Annotated in this window: 19 protein-coding genes; 10 read left to right on the top strand and 9 right to left on the bottom strand. The window is 72.7% G+C overall.

All coding sequences use genetic code 11. The features are described 5' to 3' along the window. Positions 1-109: 109 nt before the first annotated feature. The 3 genes from AB5J54_RS03375 to AB5J54_RS03385 form a co-directional block, all read right to left on the bottom strand. On the bottom strand, positions 110-811 hold the full coding sequence (locus tag AB5J54_RS03375) for a ribonuclease H (protein ID WP_369142359.1): 702 nt from the start codon (positions 809-811) through the stop codon (positions 110-112). Positions 812-877: 66 nt separating this feature from the next. After that, positions 878-1795 (bottom strand): AAA family ATPase, encoded by a 918-nt coding sequence (locus AB5J54_RS03380; RefSeq protein WP_369142360.1) that lies wholly within the window; start codon positions 1793-1795, stop codon positions 878-880. A 2-nt stretch (positions 1796-1797) separates the two neighbouring features. Then, positions 1798-3006 carry an RNA ligase gene (locus AB5J54_RS03385; RefSeq protein WP_369142361.1) on the bottom strand — a complete coding sequence of 403 codons (1209 nt, stop codon included), beginning with the start codon at positions 3004-3006 and terminating at the stop codon, positions 1798-1800. Between the two features lie 191 nt (positions 3007-3197). On the opposite strand from AB5J54_RS03385, the gene AB5J54_RS03390 reads away from it, so the two are divergent. From AB5J54_RS03390 to AB5J54_RS03400, 3 genes are all read left to right on the top strand, one after another. Continuing rightward, positions 3198-3494: a hypothetical protein gene (locus AB5J54_RS03390; RefSeq protein WP_369142362.1), complete on the top strand. Its 297-nt coding sequence runs from the start codon at positions 3198-3200 to the stop codon at positions 3492-3494. A 105-nt stretch (positions 3495-3599) separates the two neighbouring features. Continuing rightward, positions 3600-4181 carry a dienelactone hydrolase family protein gene (locus tag AB5J54_RS03395; RefSeq protein WP_369142363.1) on the top strand — a complete coding sequence of 194 codons (582 nt, stop codon included), beginning with the start codon at positions 3600-3602 and terminating at the stop codon, positions 4179-4181. Between the two features lie 219 nt (positions 4182-4400). After that, entirely contained in the window at positions 4401-5579 is a 1179-nt protein-coding gene (locus AB5J54_RS03400; protein ID WP_369142364.1) for a YncE family protein, read from the top strand. Between the two features lie 14 nt (positions 5580-5593). On the opposite strand, the gene AB5J54_RS03405 is transcribed toward AB5J54_RS03400, so the two are convergent. After that, on the bottom strand, positions 5594-6166 hold the full coding sequence (locus AB5J54_RS03405; protein WP_369142365.1) for an NADPH-dependent FMN reductase: 573 nt from the start codon (positions 6164-6166) through the stop codon (positions 5594-5596). 123 nt (positions 6167-6289) lie between these two features. On the opposite strand from AB5J54_RS03405, the gene AB5J54_RS03410 reads away from it, so the two are divergent. Further along, positions 6290-7672 carry an NAD(P)/FAD-dependent oxidoreductase gene (locus tag AB5J54_RS03410; RefSeq protein ID WP_369142366.1) on the top strand — a complete coding sequence of 461 codons (1383 nt, stop codon included), beginning with the start codon at positions 6290-6292 and terminating at the stop codon, positions 7670-7672. Between the two features lie 51 nt (positions 7673-7723). On the opposite strand, the gene AB5J54_RS03415 is transcribed toward AB5J54_RS03410, so the two are convergent. Then, positions 7724-8521: a hypothetical protein gene (locus AB5J54_RS03415; RefSeq protein ID WP_369142367.1), complete on the bottom strand. Its 798-nt coding sequence runs from the start codon at positions 8519-8521 to the stop codon at positions 7724-7726. Between the two features lie 153 nt (positions 8522-8674). Here AB5J54_RS03415 and AB5J54_RS03420 point away from each other — a divergent pair, with 153 nt between their 5' ends. From AB5J54_RS03420 to AB5J54_RS03430, 3 genes are all read left to right on the top strand, one after another. Further along, positions 8675-9115, top strand: coding sequence for a GNAT family N-acetyltransferase (locus tag AB5J54_RS03420; RefSeq protein WP_369142368.1), 441 nt, complete (start codon positions 8675-8677; stop codon positions 9113-9115). An 81-nt stretch (positions 9116-9196) separates the two neighbouring features. Further along, positions 9197-10276, top strand: coding sequence for a dihydrodipicolinate reductase (locus tag AB5J54_RS03425; RefSeq protein ID WP_369142369.1), 1080 nt, complete (start codon positions 9197-9199; stop codon positions 10274-10276). Then, on the top strand, positions 10273-10761 hold the full coding sequence (locus tag AB5J54_RS03430; protein ID WP_369142370.1) for a carboxymuconolactone decarboxylase family protein: 489 nt from the start codon (positions 10273-10275) through the stop codon (positions 10759-10761). The genes AB5J54_RS03425 and AB5J54_RS03430 overlap by 4 nt, the downstream gene beginning before the upstream one ends. 55 nt (positions 10762-10816) lie before the next feature. Here the strand turns inward: AB5J54_RS03430 and AB5J54_RS03435 are convergent, their stop codons facing one another. From AB5J54_RS03435 to AB5J54_RS03450, 4 genes are all read right to left on the bottom strand, one after another. Further along, positions 10817-12466: a GMC oxidoreductase gene (locus tag AB5J54_RS03435; RefSeq protein WP_369142371.1), complete on the bottom strand. Its 1650-nt coding sequence runs from the start codon at positions 12464-12466 to the stop codon at positions 10817-10819. Positions 12467-12503: 37 nt separating this feature from the next. Then, positions 12504-13340 (bottom strand): aminoglycoside adenylyltransferase family protein, encoded by an 837-nt coding sequence (locus AB5J54_RS03440; protein WP_369142372.1) that lies wholly within the window; start codon positions 13338-13340, stop codon positions 12504-12506. A gap of 56 nt (positions 13341-13396) precedes the next feature. Beyond that, positions 13397-14830 (bottom strand): aspartate ammonia-lyase, encoded by a 1434-nt coding sequence (locus tag AB5J54_RS03445; protein WP_369142373.1) that lies wholly within the window; start codon positions 14828-14830, stop codon positions 13397-13399. Between the two features lie 244 nt (positions 14831-15074). Continuing rightward, on the bottom strand, positions 15075-16196 hold the full coding sequence (locus AB5J54_RS03450; RefSeq protein WP_369142374.1) for an asparaginase: 1122 nt from the start codon (positions 16194-16196) through the stop codon (positions 15075-15077). A 118-nt stretch (positions 16197-16314) separates the two neighbouring features. Here AB5J54_RS03450 and AB5J54_RS03455 point away from each other — a divergent pair, with 118 nt between their 5' ends. From AB5J54_RS03455 to ectA, 3 genes are all read left to right on the top strand, one after another. Then, positions 16315-16779, top strand: coding sequence for an Lrp/AsnC family transcriptional regulator (locus tag AB5J54_RS03455; RefSeq protein WP_024757018.1), 465 nt, complete (start codon positions 16315-16317; stop codon positions 16777-16779). A gap of 174 nt (positions 16780-16953) precedes the next feature. Continuing rightward, on the top strand, positions 16954-17757 hold the full coding sequence (locus AB5J54_RS03460; protein ID WP_369142375.1) for an endonuclease I family protein: 804 nt from the start codon (positions 16954-16956) through the stop codon (positions 17755-17757). 307 nt (positions 17758-18064) lie between these two features. Further along, a complete protein-coding gene (gene ectA / locus AB5J54_RS03465) occupies positions 18065-18595 on the top strand; it encodes a diaminobutyrate acetyltransferase (RefSeq protein WP_369142376.1) in 531 nt (176 codons plus the stop codon). The last annotated feature ends 52 nt before the right edge of the window (positions 18596-18647 follow it).

The following is an 18647-nucleotide window of genomic DNA, read 5'->3' on the forward strand; positions in this document are numbered from 1 at the left end:
GAACCCGGGGAGAACCTGCGTCCACGCGAGGGTGAAGCCTGCCGTACGTCCGGTCCGGACGGTCTCACGGGCCGGACGGGGCCGCCCGCCAGTCGGACGGCCCCACGGTTCAGACGCAGGTGGGATGGCCCCAGCCGTCGGAGTTCTTCGCGATGGTCTCGCCCTTGTCGTAGGCACGACCACAGCGGCAGCGGCCCGGGAATTTGGCGTTGAGGGTGCCGCCGGACGGGCGACTCCTGCGGGCGGATCCCCCTCCCGCGCTCGCGGAGCCCGTACGGGGCGCAGAGGCGCGCGCCCGGGGCGTGGAGGCGCGCGAGGCGGGCTCGGCCGGGGGCAGTTCGGCCCCGGCGGCGGAGTCCAGGGGCTCTTGCGTACGGGCGGAGTGGCTGGCCGCGCGGTCGGCGGCGTCGTTGAGGGGGTCGCCGTCGACCTGGTGCGCGGGGACGTACACGAAGTCGACGTCCCGCCCGGTGAGCAGCGCGTCGATCCGCACGACCAGGTCCTTGTTGGCGACCGGGGTGCCCGCGGCGGTCTTCCAGCCCTTGCGGCGCCAGCCGGGGAGCCAGGTCGTGACGGCCTTCATGGCGTACTGCGAGTCCATGCGGACCTCGGCGGGCACGGCCGGGTCGAGGGCCTCCAGGAGGCGCTCCAGGGCCGTGAGTTCGGCCACGTTGTTGGTCGCCCGGCCGAGGGGGCCCGCCTCCCAGCGGTCGATCGCTCCGTCGGCGCGGCCGATGACCCATGCCCAGGCCGCGGGGCCGGGGTTTCCCTTCGACGCGCCGTCGCACGCCGCGATGATCTTCTCCACCATCCCACGATCCTGACACGGCGACGGGGGTGGGCGGTCCCACCCCCGTCGGCGGCCGGCCGGGACGGCTCAGAAGGCGCCGTAGTTGACCTGCCAGGTGGGCAGGCCCATACGGCGCCAGAGGGCGACGACCCGGTCGCGGTCGTCCAGGGAGACCCGGACCGCGTACCGGTGGCGGACATGGGCGTCGAAGAGCTCCGCCTTCACGAGGTCGTCGCCGCGGCCGTCGCCGGAGGCGCGCATCCACAGCTCGTCGTAGGGCACCTCGTGGCGGGCGAGCCAGCTCTCGGTGAGGGCGCGGTGGTCCTCGCTGCGCCCGGAGAGCAGCACGATCCGGTCCCGCTCGCTGTGCCGGAAGGCCCGCAGGGCGTCGCGCACGGAGGGGTTGATCAGGTCGCGGTCGCAGCGGCTGAAGTCGTACGGGCCCCGGTCCACGCGCAGCGCGAGGGTGCCGTCGATGTCGCACATGACGGCGGTGGGGAGCGCCGGGTCGGGGACGTAGGGCTCGCCGACGGTGGGGCGGTCGTTGAGCCAGTCCGCGGTGAGCCGCCAGCCGCCCCGGGTGGCCTTGGCGTGCTTCTCGGCGAGGATGCGGATGATCTCCTCGCCGACGGGCCGGTCGCGGGCCGCGTCGCGGCGGACGCATTCGTCGACGGGCACGTCGGTGAAGTCGTGGACGACGAAGGTGGCGAGGCCGCCGACGGCCGCCTTGAGCCGCTTGGGGATGTGCGGGGTCAGATGCGTGTTGTCGACGACGACGTCGAAGCCGTCGTCGACGGCGGCACGGACCGCCGCGTCCTGGATGCCGAGCACGGTCTGCTCGTGCGTGTGGGAGCGGCCGCGCTCCGGCGCGGGAATGTCGAGCATGGCGCGGAGGTCGTCGAGGTTGACGCGGCGCACCCGCCCCTCGGCGGCGGCCTGCAGGGCGCGGGCGGCGGTGGTCTTCCCGGAGGCCGGGAGGCCGGTCATGAGGTGGACGACGGGCACGGTCAGTTCTCCTGGTCATGGGCGAAGGGGTCGGTGGCCTCGGGGCGCAGCTGCCGCCAGACGAGGAGGTCGGTCGGGCGCCCGTCGAGGCGCAGGAAGAGGAGGGCGCGCAGGGCCCGGTCGCCGAGGCCCGTGGCGGCGCGGGCGAAGGCGGCCCGGTCGCCGGCGAGGTGGGCCAGTTCCGCGTAGGCCTCGTCGACGGTCCGCTCGCGGTCCGCCGCGGCCGTTTCGAGCCGGTCGATCACCTCGCGGACCCAGGCGTCGAACTCGTCCGGAACCTGGTCGAGGAGGGCGTCGAGGGGCTTGCCGCCGGAGGCCTCGACGTCGGTGACGGCGCAGCCGAGGCCCTTGGCCAGTTCACCGGCCGGGAGGCCGGCGAAGCGCTGGATGCCGTGGCCGCGCCAGATGTCCCGCTCGGTGACGCCGGTGAGCACCTTGTGCAGGCGCACGTACTCGCTGAGCTTGGCCTTGGCGCGCAGGCCGGAGGCGAAGCGCAGGACGAAGCCCTCGGCGTCGGTGCCGGTGGCGCGGTGGCCGCCGGGGAGGGTGTTGGACTCGGTCAGGGCGACGAGCTCGTCGACGCGCATGGCGGGCCAGGTGCGCACGACGGAGCCCAGGGGCTGCCATCCCTCGGCGGCCTCGGCGAGGGGGAGCTCGGTGCCGTCCGGGCCGAAGGCGGCGAGCAGCACGAGGTCGCGGCGCTCGCCGTAGTTCACGACGATCCGGTTGCCGGGGTAGAGCATCTCGGCGAGGTAGGTGACGCCGGCGGTCAGACCGGTGGTGTCGGCGGCGTCGAGGCGACGCTGGGCCCAGGTGGCCTGGGAGCTGGTGAAGGAGCCCTTGGAGGCGACGTGCCAGCGGCCGGCGTAGTGGAAGACGACGGCGAGGCTGCCGTCCACCTTGTCGTAGACCTCGAAGGGCTCGTCGGGCAGCGGGGGCGCGTAGGGGCGTCCGCCGGCGTGCTCGGAGAGGTTGAAGAACTTGGGGAGGGGGAGCGCGACGATCCGCCCGGTGGCGTCGTCGGCGACGAGCCCGCGGCACCGGGTGGTGGCCCGGTTCCAGTACTGGGCGTACTGGCACGCGCGCGTGTACGTGTAGATCGACAGCGGCAGCTCGGGGTGCTGCTTGCGCGTGACGTGCCCGTCGGCGAGTGCGGAGGCGAGCTCGTCGGACGGCATCAGGTCATGGAGAGTCAGGGTCGCCTGGCTCATGGGGTCCCTCCCGTGTGTTCGATGCTCCATGATCGGGCGGGAGACCCCCGGAGGACAGCGAATTTCACCGTGGGGGCACGCGCGCGGGGGTGCCGACCGGGCTCCCGATCCGGGGCGTGTCGGTGGCGCCCCGTAGACTCGCCGTCTGCCCGTCGGTGACGGATCCGGCGCAGTCACAGGAAGCGAGCCCCATGAACCACGCGGACGGCACGGCACCGATCTATGCCGAGCTCATACGGGAGCGGGGGGACGTTCCCGGTGACGTCCGCCAGGTCGCCGAGGAGGTTCTGCGGGATCTGAGCCGTGTGATCCAGATGCCTCCGCAGGGGATCCCCGCGCCGCAGCAGGGCGCCGTCGCGCACGCCGGTGCGGGCGCTCCGATGGGTGCCCCGGGACCGATGGGTGCCGTCGGTCCCATGGGCGTCGGCGGGCCCGCGGGCATGGTGGGCCAGGCGGGCGCCGTCGTCCCGCACCGGCCGATGCTCTGACCTCGTCCTCCGCGCCGTTGTCAGTGGCGTGCGTCATGCTGCCTTCCGAAGTGGCCCGGGCCGCGACGCGGGCGGGCCTCGTACGGTGACACAGGGGATGACGACATGGCCGAGGTACTGCTCTTCCACCACGCGCTCGGGCTGACCGAGGGCGTCGGCGCGTTCGCCGACGGGCTGCGGCGGGCCGGGCACACGGTGCACGTGCCCGATCTGTACGAGGGGCGTACGTTCGAGGACCTGGAGGCCGGCGTCGGGTACGCCCAGGAGGTCGGCTTCGACACGGTCGCGGCCAGGGGCGAGAAGGCGGCCGAGGGGCTCCCCGAGGAGATCGTGTACCTCGGGCTCTCGCTCGGCGTGGTGCCCGCGCAGAAGCTGGCGCAGACGCGGCCCGGCGCCGCGGGCGCGCTGCTGCTGAGCGCCTGTGTGCCGGAGACCGCCTTCGGCACGGCCTGGCCGGAGGGCGTTCCCGTGCAGGTGCACGGCATGGACGCCGATCCGTACTTCGTCGGCGACGGGGACCTGGCGGCGGCCCGCGAGCTGGTCGCGGGCGCCCGCGACCGCGAGCTCTTCCTGTACCCGGGGTCGGCCCACCTGTTCGCCGAGCGGGGGACGCCGGAGTACGTGCCGGAGGCGGCCGCGCTGTGTGCCGAGCGGGTGCTGTGCTTCCTGGACGCCCTCAAGGGCTAGCGCCCTCGGGGACGGCCTCACGGCGTACGCCCCTCGGGGACGGCCTCAAGCGGTAGGCCCCTCGGGTCAGCCGATCGGTGGACCCCCGTGTCGGCCGTCCCGCCGCCCGGGAGGGGCCGGGCGGCGGACCGGTCGGGGGCGGCGGCGGGCGGAGGATCGGGGCAGGGCGCGGACCCCCGGCGGGGCCGTCCGCGCGGTCGCCGTACCGAGGAGTCCGTCATGCCGAAGTTCCGCCGTTCGTCCCGTGCCGCCCGGGTGCTCGCGCCCGGGGCGGTGGCCGTGGCGCTGCTCGCGGGCTGCGCCCAGGGCTCCGGGGGCACGGCCTCCGCTACAGGTACGAGGACGCCCGCCGGGACCTCCCCCTCGGCCGGATCGCCCACCCCCGGCTCCCCCGTCACCGTGGCGCCCGATCCGGACGGCACGGTCGCCCCGGGCACCCTGCTCGTGACGGACTTCGGCTCCGACACGGTCACCTTCGTCGACCCGGCGCGCGGCGCCACCGGTTCCGTGCGGGTCGGCACCGCGCCGTACGGTCTGGTCGTCGGCGAGGACGGCCGCGCCTGGGTGGCGACCGCCGAGGGCGTGGCGGTCGTGGACACGGCGAGCCGCGAGCGCCTCGCGCTGATCCCGTACCGGACCGACACCGGCCCGGTGACCACGGGCGAGTACCGGGGCGGCGGCATGGGCATCGCGCTCGAGCCCGACGGGCGGCGGGTGTACGTGGGGGTCAACGTGCCCGGGGGGAACGGCACTCTGGAGGTCGTCGACACGGCGGCGCTGAAGGTCACGGACGTCGTCCCGGTCGGCCGGCGCCCGTTCGACGTGGACGTCTCGAAGGACGGCACCGAGGTGTACGCGACGAACCACGACTCCTTCGACGTCACGGTCGTCACGGCGGGGACGCTGGCGCCGCGCCGGATCGAGGTCGCGCCGTACGGAACGGAGGGCGGGCTCGGTTCCTGGCTCAAGCCGCACTACGCGGCCGTGCGGCCCTCGGACGGGAAGCTGCTGCTGCCCTTCGAGGGCGAGCGGCTCGCGGTGGTCGACCCCCGGACGGGCCGGACGACGATCGAGCCGATGACCGCGAACACGCATCAGCACGGCACGGCCGTGACCGCCGACGGGACGCTCCTGACCGTGGGCACCGGGCCGATCGACCCGGACGTGGACGAGGGGCCCTCCCTGACGGTGCGCACGCCCGGCGGGGCGGAGCGGGTCTACCCGCTGGAGGGCCCGCACGAGAGCGTGGCCGTGTCCCGGGACGGCCGCACCGCCTATGTGACGGGCGGCTTCACCCGGGACGGGTACTGGGACGGTCTGACCGTCGTCGACCTCGGTACCGGCGACACCCGCCGTCTTCCGGCGGGCTCGCGGCCGCTGGGGATCGCGGTCCTCTGACGCGCGCGCACGCCTCAGCGCTGGGGCGGCAGGACGGTGAGGACGCGCTCGACGAAGGCCTTGAAGTCGGCCATGAAGTCGCTCAGGAACTGCTGGGTCGTCGGATCGGTGACCTCGCCGTCCTCGTCGAACAGCCCCGGGGTGAACTGGATGTACGCCTCGGGGGCGTTCATCTGCGGGGAGTTGCAGAAGGAGAGCACCGACCGGAGGCTCTGCTGGGCGACGGCCGTGCCGATCTTGCCGGGCGAGGCGCCGATGACGGCGGAAGGCTTGTGGGTGAAGGAGTTCGTGCCCCAGGGGCGGCTGGCCCAGTCGATGGCGTTCTTGAGGGCGCCGGGGATGGAGCGGTTGTACTCGGGTGTCACGAAGAGGACCGCGTCGACGGCCGCGATGGCCTCCTTGAGCGCCCTGCCCTCGGGCGGGTAGTCGGCGTCGAAGTCGTGGTTGTAGAGCGGCAGGTCCTTGATGGGGATCTCCTGGAAGTCCAGGCCGGGCGGCGCCACGCGGAGGAGTGCGCGGGACAAGATCCGGTTGATGGACTTCTCCGACAGGCTGCCGATGAAGTAGCCGACCTTGTACGTGGTCATGCGCGCTGTTCCGCCTTCCCTGGGGGTCCGTGAGATCTCCTTCGGCAACGTAACCCGAAGAGCGATACGTCACCAATCACGATAAAAAGGGGGAAACGACGCTCATACGGAAGGGCGGACAGCGTGACGCGACCGAGGATTCTCGTGGTGGGCGCCGGTTTCGCCGGAGTGGGCTGCGTGCGGCGGCTCGAACGGCGCCTCACGGCTCGGGAGGCGGTGATCACGCTCCTCTCGCCGTTCTCGTACCAGCTGTACCTGCCGCTGCTCCCCCAGGTGGCCGCGGGCGTACTGACCCCCCAGTCGGTCGCGCTGTCGCTGCGCCGCAGCCAGCGGCACCGGACCCGGATCGTGCCGGGCGGTGTGGTCGGGATCGACACGGCGGCGAAGGTCTGTGTGGTGCGGACGATCTCCGGGGAGTTCGTGACGGAGCCGTACGACCATCTCGTCCTCGCGCCCGGCAGCGTGACACGCACCTTCGACATCCCGGGGCTCGCCGAGTACGCGCGCGGGATGAAGACGCTCGCGGAGGCCGTCTACATCCGGGACCACGTCATCGCCCAGCTGGACCTGGCGGATGCGAGCGACGACGAGGAGGAGCGGGCCGCCCGGCTGCGGTTCGTCGTGGTCGGCGGCGGTTACGCCGGGACGGAGACGGCGGCCTGCCTCCAGCTGCTCACGGCGAACGCGGTCAAGCGGTACCCCCGGCTCGATCCCGACCTCATCAAGTGGCATCTGGTGGACATCGCGCCGAAGCTCATGCCCGAACTGGGCGAGAAGCTCGGCGCCGCCGCCATGGACATCCTGACGAAGCGCGGCATCGAGGTGTCCCTCGGCGTGTCGGTGGCCTCGGTGGACGAGGAGACGGTGACGCTCACGGACGGGCGGGTGCTGCCGAGCCGGACGCTGATCTGGACGGCCGGTGTGGCCGCGAGTCCGCTGATCGGCACGCTCGGCGCGGAGACCCTCCGGGGCCGGCTCGTGGTCTCGGCCGAGATGGCGGTGCCGGGCCTCGACGGGGTGTGGGCGCTCGGCGACGCGGCGGCGGTCCCCGATCTCGCCAAGCGCGAGAAGGGGGCGATCTGCCCGCCGACCGCGCAGCACGCGATGCGACAGGGCAAGGCCGTCGCCGACAATCTCGTGTCGACGCTGCGGGGCGAGCGGACCCACCCGTACACCCACAAGGACCTGGGGCTCGTGGTGGACCTGGGCGGCATGGACGGGGTGTCGAAGCCGCTCGGTGTGGAGCTGCACGGGGCGCCCGCCCAGGCCGTGGCCCGCGGCTACCACTGGGCGGCGCTGCGGACGAATGTGGCCAAGACCCGGGTGATGACAAACTGGCTGCTCAACGCGGTCGCCGGCGACGACTACGTACGGACCGGGTTCCTGGCCGCGAAGGCGGGAACGCTGCGCGACTTCGAGTACACGGACGCGTATCTGACGCCGGAGCAGGTCCGCGAGCACACGGCCTCGTTCCGCGGGGCGGTCGGCTCGAACGGCGGGACCTGACTCCGTACGGCGCCGGGAATCGGAAGTGGACTCCCGGCGCCGCACAGGCCGTCAGCGGGCGAGGACCGGGGCCGGGCCCATGACGACGACGGGTTCCGCGGCCGGGTCGAGGGCGCGCAGGAGTTCACGCAGCGCCTCCCGGTCCAGGGCGATGCAGGCCTGGGTCGGGCCGCCGTGGTCGACGTGGATCCAGACGCCGCCGCCCTTCTCCTCGCCGAGGGGGCGTTCCTGGTCGAGCGGGGTGCGGCCGGGCACCCGGTTGTAGTCGATGGCGATCACATGGTCGAAGGAGCCTTCGAGGGGTTCGCCGGAGAGGCCGGTGCCGCTGATCTCGAACTGGTCGTCCTGGTCGTACGGGAGCCGTGAACCGGGGTCGGGCAGCAGACCGCCCGCGTCGCCGATCCGGAAGACCCCGATGGGGCTGCGGAGGTCGCCGGCGGTGTGGTCGTCGGTCCAGCCCTGGAGGGCGTTGTGGCCGCGCCAGGGTCCGGCGGTCTCGGTCCACCGGCCGGCCCGGTCGCGCCGGTAGAGGGTGACGGTCGCCGTGCTGGAGTCGGCGGTGGGGCCGGTGGCGACGAGGACCTGGGTGGTGCCGTCGGGCACGAGGGCGTGGGTGGCGGGGCCGATGCCGGGGATCCGGGGTGCGGGGACCGGGGCGGAGGCGAGGTCGTTGGCGGCCCTGCCGGGCGGTCCCGGCGCGGGGCGGCTGTCACCCGCCGCCGGCGCGGACGACGCCGGGACGGGTGCGGCGGGTGAGGGCGGTGCGGGGCTCGCGCAGCCGCTGAGCAACAGGGCCGCGCACAGTGTGCCGGCGCTCAGCAGCGCGGGGGCGCCCTTGCGGACGGGCATGGGACGGCATCCTCCTGGCCGGGGGCAGTGCAGCGATCCGTACCCGCTCGGCGGGCGGCGCTGCCGCCCCGACGGCGCCCTCACCCGGACGGACGCGCTTCCGCCTGCGGGAAAGAGGTTGACCGGTCGCGGCAGGCGCGCTTTTCTGCCGGGATGAGTGATCTTCGTATCGAACGGGCGCGGACCGAGCGGCAGCTCGCCGACTGGCGGGCCGTGCACAACACGATCATCCCGACGGCGGTGCTCTCCCCCGAGGAGGTGCGGGAGCGGGCCGGCCGGAACCGGCTGGACGTCGCGTACCTCGGGGAGGTGGCGGTGGGCTGTTCGACGGTGCGTCCGCCGGACGAGGAGACCCCGGCGGCGACCGTGATCGCGCGGACGCTGCCGGAGTACCGGGGGCGGGGGTTCGGGACCGCGCTGTACGAGCGGGGGCTGGCGCACGCGCGGACGCTGAGCGACGAGGGCGTGGAGACCGTGGTCCTCGCCTCGAACGAGGAGGGGCTGCGGTTCGCGCTCGCGCGCGGCTTCGTGGAGGTGGAGCGGTACGTGCTCCCGGGTGACACGATTCCGTTCGTGGCGCTGCGGCTGGCCTGACGGACGACCATTTCTGACGATCCGTCAGAACATCGTGTCACGGGTCTGGGAACCTTCGGGGCCCGGCGCTACCCTCCGCGCATGATTCGGACGGTGGTGTGGGGTACCGGAAATGTCGGGCGCGCGGCCATTCGCGCCGTGGACGCCCATCCGGGGCTCGAGCTCGCGGCCGTGCTCGTGTCCGATCCGGCGAAGGTGGGCCGGGACGCGGGACGCCTCGCGGGGCTCGGCCGCGATCTCGGGGTGTCGGCCGGCGACGACGTCGGCGCGGTGCTCGACGGGCGGCCGGGGGCGGTGGTGTACGCGGCCTCCGGCGACACCCGGCCCGACGGGGCGCTCGCCGACGTGGCGCGGGCGGTGGCGGCGGGCGCGGTGGTGGTGACACCCGCCCTGTATCCGCTGTACGACCAGCGGAACGCGCCGCCCGAGTTCCGGGACCCGGTGCTCGCGGCGGTGGCGGAGGGCGGCGGTTCGCTCTTCGTGTCGGGCGTCGACCCGGGCTGGGGCAACGACGTGCTGCCGCTCCTGGTGAGCGGCCTCGCCGCCACGGTGGACGTGATCCGCTGTCAGGAGATCTTCGACTACTCGACGTACGAGCAGGAGGAGTCGGTCCGCGAGCTGGTGGGCATGGGCCGGCCGATGGAGTACGAGCCGCCCATGCTGTGGCCCTCGGTGCCGACGATGGTCTGGGGCGGGCAGATACGGCTGATGGCCCGGGCGCTCGGGGCCGAGCTCGACGAGATCCGCGAGACGCTGGAGCGGCGCCCGCTGGAGTCCACGGTGAAGACGCGGACGATGGGCGTGTTCGAGGCGGGGACGCAGGGCGCGGTCCGCTTCGAGGTGCAGGGCATCGTGGGCGGGGAGCCCCGCATCGTGATCGAGCACGTCACCCGCATCCATCCCTCCTGCGCGCCGGACTGGCCGGTGCCGCCGGACGGGGCGGGCGCGCACCGGGTGATCGTCGAGGGGAGCCCCCGCATCGAGGTGACGGTGGCGGCGACCGACGAGGGCGAGAACCGTTCGGCGGGCGGGAACGCCACGGCGGTGGGCCGGCTCGTCGGGGCGATCGAGTGGCTGGCGGCGGCCGAGCCGGGACTGTACGACGCGCTGGACGTGCCGCTGCGGCCGGCGGTCGGGAAGCTGGGAAGGAGACCACGGTGATCATCGACATTCCCGAGGGCCAGGAGCCGATCGGGTACGTGTGGGGCGACATGGTCCCGGAGATCGGGACGGCGGCGGCGAACTTCTCGCTGTCGGTGTACGCGCACACGACCCTGGGGCTGCGCGAGTTCGAGGCGGCGCGGCTGAGGATCGCGCAGATCAACGGCTGCGGCTTCTGTCTGGACTGGCGTACCGACCGGGACGGGGAGAAGGTCGAGGAGGGCTTCGACGAACTCGTCGCGGCGTGGCGCGAGACGGAGGTCTCGGAGGCCTTCGACGAGCGGACGCGGCTCGCGGCCGAGTACGCGGAGCGGTACGCGCTCGACCACCACGGCCTCGACGAGGAGTTCTGGGCGCGGATGACGGCCCGCTACAGCCAGGCGGAGATCGTGGAGCTGACGATGAGCCTGGGGTCGTGGCTGGCGTTCGGTCGGCTCAACCGGGTCCTCGGCCTCGACGAGGTGTGTGTGCTGCCGACGCACTGAGGTCGGTGCCCGGAAGGGCCGGCCGGGACTCCCCGGCCGGCCCTTCCGCTTCCCGTCAGAAGTCCTCGGCGACGATCCGTTCGATGTTGCGTTCGGCGAGGGCCGTGATGGTGACGAACGGGTTGACGCTGGTGTTGCCGGGGATCAGGGACCCGTCGATGGCGTAGAGGCCGGAGTAGCCGTGGAGTCGGCCGTAGTTGTCGGTCGCCCGCCCCAGGACCGCGCCGCCGAGCGGGTGGTAGGTGAGGTGGTCGCCCCAGATCTTGTACGCGCCGAAGAGGTCGGTGCGGTAGATCGTGCCCTCCTTGCTGTTGATCTTGTCGAAGATGGACTTCGCCATGTCGATGGACGTCTGCTTCCAGGCCCGGTCCCAGCTCAGGTCGACCTTGCCGGTGGTCGGGTTCCAGCTGAACTCGGCACGGCGCGGGGTGCGGGTGATGGAGAGGTAGAACGAGGCGTAGGTCTCGATGCCGGTGGGCAGCGGGGCGACCTCGGCGAAGGCCCCGCCGGCGTTCCAGTTGTCGATGCCGGCGGTGGGCATGGAGGACTGGAGGGTCCCGGTGGGGTCCCACATGTGGTTGGCGCGCCCGCACATGACGTTGCCGTTGTCGCCCCAGCCCTTGCCGATCTCGTCGTTGAGGGCGGGCAGGGCGCCGGTGGCCTTGAGCCGGGTGAGGAGCTTGCTGGTGCCGACGCTGCCGGCGGCGAAGAAGACCCGGTCGGCGCGGACGGTCTTGGTGACGAGGGTGGCGCCGGTGGTGTCGATCTGGTCGATGACCACGGTGTAGCCGCCCGCGGCCGCGGGGCTGACGGAGGTCACCCGGTGGAGCGGGGAGACGCTCACGCGGCCGGTGGCGGCGGCCTGGGCGAGGTAGGTCTTCTGGAGGCTCTTCTTGCCGGCGTTGTTGCCGTAGATGACCTCGCCCGCCAGGGCGGACTTCTGGACCGTGCCGGCGGCCTCCTGCTTCATGTAGTCCCAGTCGTAGACGTTGGGCACGAAGACGAAGGGGAAGCCGGAGCGCTCGGCGTGCTTGCGTCCCACGCGCGCGTACTGGTAACAGTCCTGGCTCTCCCACCAGTTCACGTCCACCGAGGTGACGCCGAGGCCCGCGTTGGCGCGCGGGTAGTAGGTGGAGTACATCTCGGCCGGGTCGACGGTGGGGAGGATCGCCGGGAAGCGCTCCCGGAGCGGGGTGACGGCCATGCCGCCGTTGACGAGGGAGCCTCCGCCGACACCACGCCCCTGGTAGACGGTGATGCCGGCGAAGTCCTCCGCGTCGAGGATGCCGGTGTGCACCGGCACGTCCTTGTCGAGCGGGAAGCCGAGGAACTGGCTCAGCGGCTGCTTGGTGCGGGTCCGCAGCCAGAAGGAGCGGTAGTCGGGCTTGGTGGTGTTGGCGAAGATCTTGCCGTCGGGTCCGGGGGTGTCCCAGGCCATGCCCATCTCGATCATGTGGACGTCGACGCCGGCGCGGGCGAGCCGCAGGGCGGCGACGGAGCCGCCGTAGCCGGTGCCGATGACGAGGGCACGCACCTGGGAGCCGTCGGCGATGGGGGTGCAGTTCAGGCCGGGGACTTCGGCGCGGGCGGGGGCCGTGATCGTGCCGGCGAGGGCGGCGGCACCGAGAACAGAACCTGTTCCCGTGAGAAAACGGCGGCGGCTGACCCCGTGAATTCCCTGGGAGGACGAGGGGTGTTCACTCATGTGATCTTCCTCACTCGCGAGTGAATGGGAACATGTTCTACGACCGGTCATCGAGGAAGTCACGAGAAACTCGCGGGTAACTTCCGGCCGGAGACGCCCTCTTGATCGCCTGTGCTACGTGCGCGGCGTGGGCCCGCGCCGCGGGCAGCAGTTCGTCCCATTCTCCGAACTCCCCCGCCAGGTACTGGTCCCGGGCGGTGGCCAGCACCGGTCGGTGCTCCTCGGGCAGCTCGCCGAGGAGCAGGTCCGCCGCCCCGTCCTTCGAACGGATCCGGCCGGTGCGCAGGGTGGTGAGGATCCGGGCCAGGGTGAGCAGCACGTTGCGGGTGTCGCCGTCGAGGTCGGCGAGCAGTCCGGGGACGCCCGCGACGATCGCGGCCCGCAGATCGGCCTCCGGAACCGGGTCGAAGAGCACGGACGGACGGGGGCCGTACAGGGACAGGTCACCGGTGCGGGCCATGGTGAGGAGCGGGGCGAGGTCGGGGCAGGGGGCGGGCGCGGGCGTGAGGCCCCGCTCGAAGTCCTCGCGCAGCCACTCCCCGTACAGGTACTCGCAGACCGGCGGATGGCGCCAGGGCCGCACCTCGGTGTGAACGACCAGGCTCAGTTCGACGGGCCGCGCGGGGCCCTCGTACGCCCGCTCGCCCGAGACGGCGAGCAGGGCGTCGGTGAGGGCGCGGCGCTCGCCCTCGGTGGTGGGGCGGGTCAGGGCGACGAGGACGTCCACGTCGCTGGTGGGGCGCAGGCCGCCGAGGACGGCGGAACCGTGGAGGCAGGCGCCGAGGACCGCGTCCGCGCCGAGCGTCTCGTGGACGATCCGCACGACGCGGCGGGCGCTCTCGTGGCCGGTGTCCTCGCGGGCGTGGGCGGACATGCGGCGGCTCCTGGTGGGTGACGGGCGCGGGGCCCGTCACCGTACCGGACGCCGCGTCAGACGGTGGCGGGGCCCGGGGCGCCGGTGAGGCGCTCCGGGGTGAGGAGTTCGGCGAGGCGGTGGGCGGGCAGCAGGCCCTTCTCCACGGTGAGTTCGACGACCCCGCGGCCGGTGGCGAGCGCCTCCTGGGCGATGGCGGTGGCCGCGGTGTAACCGAGGTGCGGGTTGAGCGCGGTCGCGAGGCCGATGGAGTTCTCCACGGCCGCGCGGAGCGCCTCGGTGTTCGCGGTGATGCCGTCGACACAGCGCTCGGCCAGGGTGAGGCAGGCGGCGCGCAGGGAGAGCAGGCTCTTCGAGAGGGCGTGGAAGATGACCGGCTCGAAGGCGTTGAGCTGGAGCTGACCCGCCTCGGCCGCCATGGTGATGGTGATGTCGTTGCCGATCACCTCGAAGGCGACCTGGTTGACGACCTCGGGGATCACCGGGTTGACCTTGCCGGGCATGATGCTGGAACCGGCCTGCACCGGCGGCAGGTTGATCTCGCCGAGGCCCGCGCGCGGCCCCGAGGAGAGCAGCCGCAGGTCGTTGCACGTCTTGGAGAGCTTGACCGCGATCCGCTTGAGGACGCCGGAGAGCTGGACGAAGGCGCCGCAGTCCTGGGTGGCCTCGATGAGGTTGGCGGAGGTCACGAGCGGCAGGCCGGTGAGCTCGGCGAGGTTGCGGCGGGCGGTCTCGGCGTAGCCGGGGGCGGCGTTGAGGCCGGTGCCGATGGCGGTGGCCCCGAGGTTGATCTCGTGGATGAGCTCGATCGCCTCGGCGAGCCGGCCGCGGTCCTCCTCCAGCATCACGGCGTACGTGGAGAACTCCTGGCCCAGCGTCATGGGCACCGCGTCCTGGAGCTGGGTGCGGCCCATCTTCACGACCTCGCGGAACTCCAGGGCCTTGGCGGCGAAGGCGTCCTGGAGGACGGCCATGGCCTTCAGCAGCTCGCGGGCGGCGCCGATCGCCGCGATGCGGATCGCGGTCGGGTAGACGTCGTTGGTGGACTGGCCGAGGTTGACGTCCTCGTTGGGGTGGAGGTGGGCGTACTCGCCCTTGGCGTGGCCGAGGAGCTCCAGGGCCCGGTTGGCGACGACCTCGTTGGCGTTCATGTTGGTGGAGGTGCCGGCGCCGCCCTGGACGACGTCCACGACGAACTGGTCGTGGAGCCGTCCCGTACGGATCTCCCGGCAGGCTCCGGCGATCGCGTCGGCCTTGTCGGCGGGGAGCAGGCCGAGCTCCTCGTTGGCGCGGGCGGCGGCCTCCTTGACGGCGGCGAGCGCGTCGATCAGGAGCGGGTAGACCGAGATGGGCGTACCGGTGATGGCGAAGTTCTCGGTGGCGCGCAGCGTGTGGACGCCCCAGTAGGCGTCGGCGGGGACGTCCCGGTCGCCGAGCAGATCGTGCTCGCTACGGACGGGGAGGTCGTGCGGGGCCGGTGCGGGAGCCATGAAGGGCCGTCCTTGGGGAGGGTGGGGAGGGTGGGTGTACGCACGGCGGTGCGGGGCCTGCGTGGGCGCCGGGAGCGCTCGGCCGCGACCACGCGTGCGCGTACGGCGTCGGCGGCCGTTTCCGGGCACGGCGAAGCCACCGGGCGGGCCCGGCGGGCGCGGGGCGCCGGTGGAGGGGGTTGATTCCGGCTCGCGGGCGGGCGGGGGGAGGCTCCGTCCGCGAGCCGGGGTTCTGGGGGCGTCGTCAGACGCGGGCGGCGACCGCCGAGGCGGACCGGGAGTGGCCGGTGGCGAGGGCCGGTTCGTCGCGGACCGGTCCTTCGAGGAGGCGGCGCAGGAGGGCGGTGCTGCGGGCGGGGTCGCCCGCACCGCCGGTGCCCTCGGCTAGGAGCGTGGCGAGCAGGGCGATCCGGGCCTGGCCGGCCCGGAGGGTGCCGGTGAGGAGGGCTCCGGAGGCGACGAGGTCGACCGCGCCGCCGCCGGTGTATATCTCGGCCAGCGGCCCTGCGGGGACCCGGGTGGTGACGGCGACGAGGACGCCCTGGGCGACCGCGTCCGCGACAGCGGCGGCGATCTCGGGGGTGGCGTTGCCCGCGCCGGTGGCGACGAGGACGATGCCGCGGGCGCCGGCGGAGACGGCGGCGTTCAGGAGGAAGGGGTCGCCGTCGGAGTGGTGCGTGATGATGTCGACCCGGGGCAGCGGGGTGGCGTCGGGGCCGGTGGCCCCGGGGTCCGCGGTCCGCGCGGCGGCCGGCAGGGGCAGCGGGGCGGGGCGCTCCGGCTGCCGCTCGATGTCGACGCGGGAGAACCCGACGCGGCCGAGGCGCTCGGCGGAGGGGTCGGAGAAGGCGTCGGCGGCGAGGGTCTGGGTCTTCACCGTGCCGCGCGCGGCGTGGACGCGCCCGTCGAAGACGACGAGGACGCCGAGGTCGCGGACGCTCGCGGCGACCTGGAGCGCGTCGTAGAGGTTGCCGGGGCCGTCGCCGTCGCCGGTGCCGAAGGGGCGCTGGGCGCCGGTGAGGACGACCGGGCGGGAGTCGGAGTGGTGCAGGTCCAGGAGGAAGGCCGTCTCCTCCAGGGTGTCGGTGCCGTGGGTGACGACGATGCCGTCGACGCCGGGGTCGGCGAAGGTCTCGTGGACCGTGCGGAGCAGGGCGAGCTGGTGGGCCGAGGTCATGCGGGAGCTGTTCACGTTGAACAGGTCGACGACCTCGACGGTGACGCCCTCGGGCAGGGGGGCGGTGGCCAGGACGTCGTTCCCGGAGGCGTCGGCCGCGTAGCCGGTGCCCTGCCAGCGGCTGGCGATCGTGCCGCCGGTGCTGATGACGACGATCCGGCGTGCTCCCCCGTCGTGCGTCCGCTTCATGCCTGCCGTCCTTACTCCGTACCCATATCTCCTGCGTCCGCAACGATAGGACAGGAGGCGCGCAAGGCGATTGCGAAATCCGCCCCTGCCGTGTTGCACCGTGGTAGATAATTGCGCCATGGACCGGATTGATCTCCACATCTTGCGCGAGCTTCAGAACGACGGCCGGCTGAGCAACCAGGAGCTGGCCCAGCGGGTCGGTCTCAGCCCCTCCCCCTGTCTGCGCCGCGTGCGCCAGCTGGAGCAGGACGGGGTGATCCAGGGCTACCGGGCGATCATCGACCCGGAGGCGGTGGGGCGCGGCTTCGAGGTCCTCGTCTCGGTGGAGGTGCGCCGGGACCGGGAGACGGTGGAGGCCTTCGAGGAGGCGCTCCAGGACGTGCCGGACGTGATCGAGGCGTACCGGCTGTTCGGGAGCCCCGGCTGCCTGCTGCGGATCGCGGTGGCCGACCTGGCGGCGTACGAGCGGCTGTGGATCGAGCGGCTGACGACCCTCGCCGGGGTCACCGAGGTCAATTCGCAGATCATCATGAAGCGGATCAAGGAGCCGAAGGGGATGCCGGTGGACGTCCGGGGCGCCTGAGGCTCCCGGTTCCGCCGTATGCGAGAACGTCATGGAACAGCCCCCTGCCCGTTACATGACAGGTACCTGACGTGTGCCACCCTCCCGGTGACACGTAGTCAACACGCGTAGACCACAGGGGCGTCGAGCCGCGCCCGCGGTCCCACGCGTGCCGTCCCCGGGAAAGGGCCCCCCATGTCCGTTGTGCGGATCGGCAGATGGAAGATGTGGGCGGCGGCCGTCGCCACCGCCCTCGTCGGCATCACGCTCCCCGCGGTCACCGCGACTCCCGCGAGCGCCACGACCACCGCGTACGACTCCACGTACTACAAGGACGCGATCGGCAAGACCGGCACGAGCCTCAAGTCCTCGCTGCACACCATCATCAGCAGCCAGAACAAGATCTCGTACGACGCGGTCTGGAACGCGCTGAAGGTGACCGACCAGGACCCGAACAACACCGGCAACGTGATCCTGCTCTACAGCGGCGTCTCGCGCAGCAAGTCCCTCAACGGCGGCTCCGTGGGCGACTGGAACCGCGAGCACACCTGGGCGCAGTCCCACGGCAACTTCGGCACCTCGGCCGGCCCCGGCACCGACCTGCACCATCTGCGCGCCTGTGACGTGCAGGTCAACAGCACCCGCGGCAACAAGGACTGGGACAACGGCGGCAGCGCGGTCAGCGGCGCGCCGGGCAGCTACACGGACAGCGACTCCTTCGAGCCGCGCGACGCGGACAAGGGCGACGTGGCCCGCATGATCCTGTACATGGCCGTCCGCTACGAGGGCGACGACGGCTGGCCGAACCTGGAGCCCAACGAGTCCTCCACCAACGGCAGCGTGCCCTTCCACGGCCGCCTCGCGATCCTGAAGCAGTGGAACGAGCAGGACCCGCCGAGCGCCTTCGAGGAGCGTCGCAACGACGTCATCTACACCACCTACCAGCACAACCGGAACCCGTTCATCGACCACCCGGAGTGGATCGAGGCGATCTGGTAGTCCGGGCGCCACACGAGTGACGGAGCCGGGCCGGGTGCATCGCACCCGGCCCGGCTCCCCGTTTCCGGCGGCTTCAAACGGGCAGTCCCGGATGTTCTCACGTTCTTGAGAGATCACATCAAACCACCCGGAGACGTTACCCAGCCGTTATAAACGGGTAGTTTGCACGCTTTCGACCCTCTTCATCGCGTGTCCTTGTGGACAATCCCTCCACGAAGGCAACCGACGCACCTATCACGTCCCAGCGGGGCCGAACAAGCCCTCCGGCCCAGGAAGTTCCGCGGCCCGCTCGGTAGCTTCGGCGCCCATGACCACTGCCCCCCAGAAATCCCAGGTCGGCGGCCTCTCCGTCGGACCGGCCGAGATCGCGGACGGCGCCGACCTCTGGCGGATCGCCCGCGGCTCGGGAGAACTCGACCTCAACTCCCCGTACAGCTACCTGCTGTGGTGCCGCGACTTCGCCGACACGACCGCCGTCGCCCGTGACGCCTCCGGACGACCGGTCGGCTTCGTCACCGGCTATCTGCGGCCCGACGCGCCCGGGACGCTCTTCGTCTGGCAGGTCGCCGTGGAGGGTTCGCACCGCGGAAGCGGGGTAGCCGGGACCCTGCTCGACGCTCTGTCCGCCCGCGTGGCGGCCGAGCACGGACTCGACCGGGTGGAGGCGACCGTCACACCGGGAAACCTGGCGTCCGACCGGCTCTTCCGGTCCTACGCCCGCCGGCACGGCGCGGACCTCACACGCGAGGTCCTCTTCCCGTCCGCCTCCTTCCCCGTGGCGGGACACGAGGCCGAGGTGCTCTACCGCATCGGCCCCCTCGCGCCCCCTGCGTCCTGAGCCGACCCCGGCGCCCCCGGCCCCGCACGACTCCCCGCACCACACCCTGGAG

Source organism: Streptomyces sp. R44 (assembly GCF_041053105.1).
Taxonomy (GTDB): domain Bacteria; phylum Actinomycetota; class Actinomycetes; order Streptomycetales; family Streptomycetaceae; genus Streptomyces.